8 protein-coding genes are annotated in these 8,918 nt (G+C 37.4%); all 8 read left to right on the forward strand.

Annotated features, from left to right (window positions below; genetic code table 11):
- Window positions 1-13 precede the first annotated feature (13 nt).
- The 8 genes from ACG59Z_RS17645 to ACG59Z_RS17680 all read left to right on the forward strand — a co-directional run bounded on the left by ACG59Z_RS17645 (window position 14) and on the right by ACG59Z_RS17680 (window position 8,289).
- Window positions 14-784, forward strand: a complete 771-nt coding sequence (locus ACG59Z_RS17645; RefSeq protein ID WP_396521287.1) for a nuclear transport factor 2 family protein — start codon at window positions 14-16, stop codon at window positions 782-784.
- A gap of 59 nt (window positions 785-843) precedes the next feature.
- The gene (locus tag ACG59Z_RS17650; protein WP_396521285.1) at window positions 844-1,563 is read left to right on the forward strand and encodes a FadR/GntR family transcriptional regulator; all 720 of its coding nucleotides are present in this window, start codon (window positions 844-846) and stop codon (window positions 1,561-1,563) included.
- A 65-nt stretch (window positions 1,564-1,628) separates the two neighbouring features.
- The gene (locus ACG59Z_RS17655; RefSeq protein ID WP_396521283.1) at window positions 1,629-2,336 is read left to right on the forward strand and encodes a cache domain-containing protein; all 708 of its coding nucleotides are present in this window, start codon (window positions 1,629-1,631) and stop codon (window positions 2,334-2,336) included.
- Between the two features lie 195 nt (window positions 2,337-2,531).
- On the forward strand, window positions 2,532-3,863 hold the full coding sequence (locus tag ACG59Z_RS17660) for an APC family permease (protein WP_400200600.1): 1,332 nt from the start codon (window positions 2,532-2,534) through the stop codon (window positions 3,861-3,863).
- A gap of 19 nt (window positions 3,864-3,882) precedes the next feature.
- The gene (locus ACG59Z_RS17665) at window positions 3,883-5,328 is read left to right on the forward strand and encodes an NAD(P)/FAD-dependent oxidoreductase (protein WP_396521279.1); all 1,446 of its coding nucleotides are present in this window, start codon (window positions 3,883-3,885) and stop codon (window positions 5,326-5,328) included.
- A gap of 145 nt (window positions 5,329-5,473) precedes the next feature.
- Complete coding sequence (locus ACG59Z_RS17670) at window positions 5,474-6,832, forward strand: amino acid permease (RefSeq protein WP_396521277.1); 1,359 nt, start codon at window positions 5,474-5,476, stop codon at window positions 6,830-6,832.
- A gap of 388 nt (window positions 6,833-7,220) precedes the next feature.
- On the forward strand, window positions 7,221-7,580 hold the full coding sequence (locus tag ACG59Z_RS17675; RefSeq protein ID WP_000416091.1) for a hypothetical protein: 360 nt from the start codon (window positions 7,221-7,223) through the stop codon (window positions 7,578-7,580).
- Window positions 7,581-7,818: 238 nt separating this feature from the next.
- Window positions 7,819-8,289, forward strand: coding sequence for a hypothetical protein (locus ACG59Z_RS17680; protein WP_263613246.1), 471 nt, complete (start codon window positions 7,819-7,821; stop codon window positions 8,287-8,289).
- The last annotated feature ends 629 nt before the right edge of the window (window positions 8,290-8,918 follow it).

Here is an 8,918-nt window from a genome sequence, read left to right on the forward strand (position 1 = left end):
AAAGGAGATCAAAATGAATAGGCAAGAAATGAAAGACTTGGTGACTAAAGCCCATCACGAGCTATTTAATTTGCACGACACCACTGCTTTGGACCGTTATTTTTCTGAAGACTTTATAGAACACTCACCACTCGTTGCAAACGGTATTTCAGGTCTTCGTCAATTAGTAGAAGATTGTCCCGATATGCAACACGAAGCTGTACGTGTACTAGCGGATGGTGATTTGGTTGCAATTCATGGCCGCTTTCAAGGCTTAGATGAAAACCCTTTGGTTGGCTTTGATATTTACCGAGTAAAAGACGGCAAAATTGTAGAGCATTGGGATGGTCTTGTAGCAGAAGCAGCACCAAATGTGAGTGGTAGAACCCAATTAGATGGCCCGACTGAAATCGTAACTCACCATGACCCAGAGAAAAACCGTGAGATTGTGACCTCGTTCTTTAAGGAGTCATTAATTGATGGAAATTACGATGCCTTTAAAGAATACACCCACGGCGATCAGTTCATTCAACATAGTCCAGATATTGGAGATGGGGTTAAAGCCGTCATTGATTTTTTGAACAATATCCGTAATGAAGGACAAGGTTTGGTATACTCAAAAACGCATCGCTCCATTGCTGATGGTCAATTTGTATTGACTCATTCCGAAGGTAGTATTGCCGGAAATCGACATGCCTATTTTGAATTATGGCGCGTAGATAATGGCAAAATTGTTGAACTTTGGGATGCAATACCAGCTGTGCCTGAAGATGAACAGGCTGTCCATGGTTATGGCGTGTTTTAATAATTATTTATCCGCTTCATTAAGCTAAGTCTTTTGACTTAGCTTTTAGAGAATTCGCCATGTCAGCATATACGATAATTTTTGCACCTATTGCTCAAGCAACTCGTTCGGAACAAGTTGTAGAACGCTTGGAAAATGCAATTATCTCTGGTTTGCTCAAAAGCAATGAACAACTTCCTAATGAGGCAGATTTAGCACGCTTAATGGGCGTTTCACCCATTACCGTTCGCGAAGCTTTAAATACTTTACGTGTAAAAGGTTTAATTGATACACGTCGCGGCAGAAATGGAGGAAGTTTTGTTTGTGAGCTACCTTCAGATTTACTGTTAAACCAACATCCATTGCGCCAAGCTTCAAATGAGTATCTTGCCGATTTAGGCGAGTTTCACAGTGCAATTTTAAGTCATAGTGCATATTTGGCCGCTCAAAGAACCACAGAATATGAACTAGGCAAAATAAAAGAATTGATTGAACAATTTGAGAAAGCTGTTGAAGCAGACACACGCGCACAGCTTGATTTACGTTGTTTGCTGACACTCACCTCATTTGCCCAATCTGCAAGACTGGCAAATCAGGAACTCACTATTCAGGCTGAATGGGCTCCCCTTATTGCCGTGCTTTATCAAGATGATGATTTTCACCGTGAAGTTGTAAAGCAATATCACCATCTTTTGTCGTCTTTTGTTGAAAACAATGAAAATGAAGCTGTGATTCAAGCCAGAAAAATAGTTTCAATGCTCACTGACCAAATGCTTCGCTATAAGTTATCGAGTGAATAAAAATAATAAATGAGATGGCTTATCAATAATCAAGTTAGGAATATGGAATTTTAGGAGTTATCGGAATGACCCAGCACTTAGATATAGAAGAGCTTCAAAATTTATTAAAAAGTGTTGTTGAGGAAACAACAACAATTACGGAAACACTGGCGAGTAAAGCAAGCAAAATTCTGTCAAAACACGCTTCTGAAAAAAATGCTGATATTAAGCTTTCAACTTCAGAACGCTCTGCTTTACAGAAGGAAATTAAAAATGCGCTAAATCAGAGCCATTATAGTCAAGGAACTGGTTTTGCAAGTTATAGTCCAGCAACGCAAGACGAGCAAGACTACTGGACACTCGAATGGTGGTATAAAAAAGAAGATCAGTTACAACAAGCGAAACTTGAAAACTACCAAAATGCGCAGCGCTTTTTAGATTTCCGCTCTTTTGAATGGTTCCACAAACCTGCTCAAGATAAAAGCCCGTGCATACATGGCCCTTATGTTGATTATATTTGCAACGGCGCCTACACCATCACCATTGCTCACCCTGTCATGATTCATGATCAGTTTATTGGTGTCATTGCGACGGATATTTTAGTTTCGGCGCTTGAAAAACTACTTATGCCAAAACTCAAAAATATCAAGCAAAAAGCAGTCATTATGAATGATTCATCTCGGGTCATTACTTCAAACGACATTAGCATCAGAACTGGAACATTATTTAAAGAAAAGACCACTCAACAGTTTTTCTCGCGACCGTGTCAGTCTTTCCAGTTGGTCGTGATTTAAAAAGCAAAGAATATTGGTTCTTTATTCTCGCTTTAGTGTACCACCAAGGTGAAATAGCACTTTAAGCCTCTAGCTACTGTTCAAACTTTCCTCAATCAGACTTGTTTATTCAGGTCACGGGGAAGTTTTGGCCTAAAAATAGCATCGCCTTTCTGGATGAAAAGCAAAAACAACGAAATTTGAGGTTGAAAAGACATGGAAAATAAAGCGTCTTCCTTAAAAAAACTAACACTATGGCAAGTCACGATTATTGGTATTGCCTATATGACCCCCATGACGGTTTTTGATACTTTCGGGATTGTTTCCGGAATCACCAATGGTCATGTTCCTCTAGCATATTTACTCGCTTTAGGCACTATGCTGCTCACCGCTTGGAGCTATGCGAGGTTTAGTAAAAATTCAGAAAGATCAGGTTCGGCCTATAGTTATACTGCTGAAAGTTTAGGACCTAAAAGTGGATTTTTCGTTGGCTGGTGTTCTCTACTCGACTATCTGTTATTACCCCTTATTAATGTGTTACTGGCTGCAATTTATCTTACCGCCCTTATTCCAAGTTTACCGTACTGGTTTTGGGTACTGGTATCGGCGGGCCTTGTAACTTTAGTCAACTGTTTCCGTATTCGATTACTGGCTAATTTAAGCCTCGTGTTTGTGTTTGCACCGATCATACTCATGGTCATTTTTGTATATTTAGTCATTCGTGGTATTGGCTCGACTCAAGGTTATGAGCATGTGCTGACCTTGGCTCCGCTATGGCATGGCGAACAATCGCTATTACCGCTCGTTGCTGGCGCTTCGGTTTTATTTTTTTCATTTTTAGGTTTTGATGCAGTCACTACTCTTTCAAATGAAACCAAACAACCCACTAAAAATATTCCTCGAGCAGTCATGTTAACAACACTTACTGGCGGGCTTATTTTCTTCACAGCCGCTTGGTTTATTCAGCTTTATTTTCCAAACAATGTTCGTTTTCACCACCCTTCAGAAGCACTTCCTGAAATTGTGCTTTATGTCGGCGGTGCTTTGTTTCAGTCGATATTTTTATGCGGCCAAATTATGAACACAGTCGCCTCTGGTCTTGCCTCGCATGCCAGTGCTTCGCGTTTACTGTATATAATGGGAACTGACAATATTTTCCCTAAAAAGTATTTTGGGACTATCCATAGCTCTTTAGGTACGCCATTTTTCTCGGTTTTATTTGTCGGGCTTATTTCAATGTCGGCTATTTTTTTAGATTTAGCCCAAGTCGTAAGTCTGATCAGTTTTGGTGCGCTTGTTGCTTTTACGGCCGTCAACTTCTCAGTTTTTATGAAATTTTATATTAAAGATAAACAGCGCTTAGGTTTTAAAAATAAATTTCTAAACCTATTTTTACCGCTTTTATCGGTCATTAGCATTATTTGCTTATGGCTCAATCTCGACTCTTCTTCACTCATTTTTGGATGCTTCTGGTTATCTTTAGGCATTCTTTTATTCATCTATAAAACGATTAAAAAACAAAGTATTGCCATTAGTAATGCTTATTAATTTTTTAAGGAACTTCTCTATGAAAATTATTTCTAAACCTCAGCTTTTAAAAGACGTGGAATACAAACCAAGTAAATCTCTACAAGTAGGCAAAGAATGGAGTTGGTTAAATCCAAAACATGCGAAATTTGATACAGCCACGGTTAATGATGCATCGGTAGATAACCCAGCCAACTACTATGAAAGCTCACTGTCTGATTGGCATACCTTTGATAGTTTAAATGCTGACATTGAATGTGATGTCGTGGTTATTGGTGGTGGTTTATTAGGTTCATCGACTGCCCTACACTTAGCTGAACAAGGTGTAGATACGGTTTTGTTAGAAAAAAACCGCATTGGTAGTGCAGCTTCTGGCCGAAATGGTGGACAACTTACTCCTGGTTTAGCACGCTGGGAAGCTCAAGAAATGGCCGATCGCTTAAGCTATGAAGATGCCAAAAAACTGTGGCATTTTACCTCTACGGAGGCCATGCAACTGATTGATGACATCTCGGAAAAATATCAACTCAACTTTGACCGAAAATACGGCCATATTACTGCTGCCGTTCATGAAGGACATTTAGTTGGCTTAACACAGGGTGCCGATGCCCGAAAATACTTAGGTGAAGACCATACTCGCATTGTGGGTAAACACGAACTCATGGACTATATTAAATCTGACTACTATACAGGCGGTTTAATTGATGAGTTAGGTGGACAGATCCATCCTTTAGCTTTGAATCGTGGCTTAATTTATGGCTTTTGCCAAAACGGCGGTACTGTTTATGAACAAACCGAAGTCATCTCAATAGAAGAAAAAGCAGATGGCATTTATGTTCAAACAGCAAATGCTGTCGTAAAAGCTAAAAAGTCTGTGGTATTGGCAGTACACCATGCTTCATTTAAACTTTTATCAGAGCAAAGCAATACCACTATTCCGTTTTACACCTATGTCGCGACCACCGCTCCTTTAGAGCTTGATACCAAAGAGCTTCTGCCATTTGGACATCCGGTTTATGACACTCAATTCCAGATTGATTACTACCGACCTGTGTTTAATAACCGTTTACTGTTTGGTGGACAAGGTACAGGAACATGCTGGGGTCCAGAAAAAACTTTAAATTATCTAGAGCATCGAATTCATACCGTATTCCCACAAATTAAAAATCTAGAAATGGATTTTGTCTGGAGTGGAACTACTGATTTAACCGTAAATGGTGCGGTTGATAGTCGTAAGTTTGGCAATAAATTCCCGATTTATGCTGTTCATGGCTGGAGCGGTCACGGCGTGGCACAAACAGTACGTATTGGTAAAGCCATCGCAAATGACTTTGTTGGTCAATCGAATGACTTTGAAATGTTATCTAAAATTGACCATCAAAATATTATCTTTGGTCGTACGCTTGCCCCTGTCGTTATTCCACTCGCTAAAAGTATGTATGGCATCGGTGCAATGATTAACCCAGGCAAAATGGTATCTTTCTAATTTATAAAAACGACATTCTCTAAAAAAGGATTCGTACAGATTTGTGCGAATCTTTTTATATAAGCCCAATATTAGTTTTCAAACTAGGTTATCCCTATTCAATCTATTACAATAGCATCGGCTTTTTTAGACAGCGCATAGTATTTTGAGTAACTCAACTTCCCAATTAAAACGTGGACTTAAAAATCGTCACATCCAGTTAATCGCTATGGGTGGTGCTGTGGGCACAGGACTTTTTTTAGGCTCTGCACAAGTCATTCAATCTGCTGGTCCTTCAATCATTTTAGGTTATGCCATTGTCGGTTTAGTTGCATTTTTAATTATGCGACAAATGGGTGAAATGATCGTAGAAGAACCTGTGGTTGGCTCTTTTAGCTACTTTGCACAGAAGTATTGGGGAAGGTTTCCCGGTTTTTTATCGGGCTGGAACTATTGGGTAGTGTACATTTTAGTGGCTATGACTGAGCTTACTGCTGTAGCCAAATATGTGCATTATTGGTGGCCTCATATACCTGCGTGGGTTTCGGTTTTATTTTTCTTTGTACTGGTCACTTGTTTGAACTTAGGCAATGTTAAATTTTATGGCGAATCTGAATTTTGGTTAGCCATTATTAAAGTTACCGCAGTCATTTCAATGATTGTGTTTGGCTTATATTTATTGCTTACAGCAGGCAACGACTCTATAGCGAGCTTTTCAAACCTATGGCAGCATGGCGGATTTTTCCCGCATGGGTTTTCGGGTTTGTTCTATATGCTCGCCTTTTTAATGTTTGCATTTGGCGGTATTGAACTGATTGGAATGACCGCTGCTGAAGCTGAGAATCCGGAAAAAAGTATTCCGCAAGCCATTAACCAAGTTATTTTTCGAATCTTGATTTTTTACGTGGCTTCCCTTGCAATTATTATGTCGCTAATTCCTTGGAACCAACTGGACCTCGGTGGTTTAGATAAAAGCCCATTTGTCATGATTTTTAGCCAGCTTGGTATTGGTTGGGCAGCACATTTACTTAACTTTATTATTTTAACTGCTGCGCTTTCAGTTTATAACAGCGGCATGTATGCCAACAGTCGTATGTTGTACGGACTAGCAGTCCAAGGCAATGCGCCTAAAGTTTTTGGACAAGTAAGCAAACAAGGTGTACCAACAGCCGCTGTTGTCTTCTCTTCTATCCTGATTTTTGGGTGTGTTTTACTTAACTATTTTGTACCAGAAGAAGCTTTAAGCCATCTTATGTATATGGCTGTTGCAGCTTTAGTTTTAAACTGGGCGATTATTAGCTTTACCCACTTAAAGTTTAAAAAAGCCATGAAACTTGACGGAAAAGTTGCCAAGTTCCCTGCTCTATTTTCACCTTTAAGTAACTATGTTGTGCTCGTTTTTATCGGCATGATTTTATATATTATGTGGACTCAAGGCTTTAAAGAATCGGTAATTTTAATTCCAATCTGGATTGCTTTAATGCTTGGTTTATATAAAGTTTTAAGGTTAGATAAATCACTCTGAACGTCCTAAAAGGCTTATTCAAACACAGAATAAGCCTTTCTTATTTTAGAGAACTATAAACAAGCTTACCCTCACTGCAAATCTAATCAAGCCAAATATTTATCTTGTTTCTGATCATTCACACATCACTTAGTCACTTCTAGGTACAGGTTATTCATTTAAAAATGGTGCTTAAGATCTTTTTAAGAGATGATTATTAAAGTACAAGTGTTTACATGATCTATAAATAATTGTGCCAATGTTCAGCTAAAATCGTGGCTGACTCGGTATATCGTTGCGATCACCAATCAGGAAAAAGACGCTTCGCCATAAGTCGTGCTCTTTACCCACTTTACTGATTTTGCTCCATTCACTGTGTCGCTTAATGATGAAAGACAGGAAAAATTTTATGGAAAAAACGCTGCAATGCCCAAAGTGTGGTTCTACAGAAATTGAAACACGTGATCATGACAAACTACTCAAAACCACTGGCGGTGTTTTACTAACAGCTGCGGGAACAACAGCGGGTACCGTAGGCGGTGCTGCAACAGGTGCTTCTATAGGAGCAGCGATTGGTACAGTTGCTGGACCATTAGGTGTAATTGTTGGCGGTACTGTAGGAACTTTTGTCGGTGCAATCAGTGCAGGTATTACTGGCGGTGTAGTGGGTAATATCTTTGGTAAAAAAGCAGGTGTAATGATCGACAAAAATATATTTCAGGACTACCGCTGCCTAAAATGCAAATACCGTTTTAAAGTAAAGAAATAACACTATTTCATTAAGCTTAGTTTTAAAGCTTTTCTCATAATTTTCAAACAAAGGAAAGTTATCATTTAGGTTGCTTTCCTCCCCCTCTTATCTCATCTAATTCAAAGAAAACTTAATTTAATAACAAACTTTTATCGACACTATATTTTATGTGTAAACTATAAAAATCAGTCATTTACTTTACGCTATTCATAAGATATGAAAGAATTACGGCCTCATATAACTTTTGAAATTTAAAATGAGAAAAATATTATTTTTAAGTTTAGTCAGTATGTTTAGCTCGTATAGCTTTGCAGAAGATAATAATTCGGTTTATAGAGGAATGGGTACTGGGCCTCAGGATTTTTTAAAGTTCCAAATACTCAAACAAAAAGGCTTTTTAGCCAAGAAACCTAATATTTCACGAGCAGACTATAACGATATATACAAACTGAAAAAGCCTTATGAATTTATGGGACAAAATGTTGTACTCATTTCAGATGAATATATGTCTGAATATGTTGGCTGTTGTGTGAGTGAAGGTTGGGGAGCTGTATTTAAGCAAACATCTAATTTGAAATTAATTGAAAAATTTGCAAAAACAAATCAATGTAGTGTCGGCCCTATAGAGTCAACAAGTGATTACTATGGCTTTAAAATTCGTTCTCTGCCAAAAGGTAATTATTATGAATTATCATGCCGTGAACGTGACTTAGCTCAGTCTGAATAGATAGGAATTGCCTAACAGGAGGATAATATTAAAGCAAATAATTAAAATTTTCCTCCTGCAGATATTAATTATTAAAAAGTTAATCCATCATATCAATTTACTAATTAAATTTAAATTTCAGCATATAAATTCTAAGGTTGGATTTAATCGATAGTTTAAAACCCACTCTTTAATTAATTAAGGACTATCCTCTTTATTAATAAGTTTCATTGAAAGTTTATTTCCACTACTACTCAAAACATATAAGTTTAAAATATACTTATCTTCTGAAAATTTAAAAGGTTGATTTAATTTCCTACACTCTTCAACAATTTTCCGATTATTCATCATTGACTCTTGCACAAGAATATACAATTTATCAGAGACCTCTTTAAAGCCAACAAAAAATAAGTTTTCATTTCCAAATTGGATTTCAGTTTTTACACGGTTATTTAAATACAAATTATAATAGTAATTATTATTATAAATTATTCTATCAACACAAACATCTTTTGAAAGAAAACAGTTATATTTATTATCTATATTCGAAAAATTATCAATAATATATAAAATAAAAAATATAAAAAAATTAATGCCATCGATAAGGTTTTAACAACTCTCATCACTCAACTCCTAAAGAAAAAATAAAT

Origin of the sequence: Acinetobacter sp. ABJ_C1_1, from assembly GCF_044684115.1 — a bacterium.
Taxonomy (GTDB): Bacteria; Pseudomonadota; Gammaproteobacteria; order Pseudomonadales; family Moraxellaceae; genus Acinetobacter; species Acinetobacter nosocomialis_A.